Origin of the sequence: Massilia sp. CT11-108 (genome assembly GCF_047302915.1) — a bacterium.
Taxonomy (GTDB): Bacteria; Pseudomonadota; Gammaproteobacteria; order Burkholderiales; family Burkholderiaceae_D; genus Telluria; species Telluria orientalis.
Map to the genome: position 1 here is coordinate 1 of NZ_JBKYMO010001393.1, position 321 is coordinate 321.

Genomic DNA, 321 nt, shown 5'->3' on the forward strand with positions numbered 1-321 from the left:
GCCGACGTGTGCACGGCCGTCGCGTTCGCGCGCGACCACGGCCTGCCGCTGGCCGTGCGCGGCGGCGGCCACAACATCGCCGGCAATGCGATCTGCGACGACGGGCTCGTGATCGACCTGTCGGGGATGCGGAGTGTCCACGTCGACCCGGACGCCTGCCTCGCGTACGTCGACGGCGGCGCGCTGCTGGCCGACGTCGACCACGAGACGCAGGCCTGCGGCCTCGCCGTCCCGCTCGGCATCAACTCGACGACGGGCGCGGCGGGCCTGACATTGGGCGGCGGCTTCGGCTGGCTGTCGCGCATGCTGGGGCTCACGGTG

The 321-nt window shown here is 74.1% G+C and carries 1 protein-coding gene; it reads left to right on the forward strand.

The genetic code is table 11. The features are described 5' to 3' along the window. Positions 1–321: FAD-binding oxidoreductase (locus ACEN88_RS34970; protein ID WP_413347021.1), on the forward strand; the 321-nt coding region annotated here is incomplete at both ends.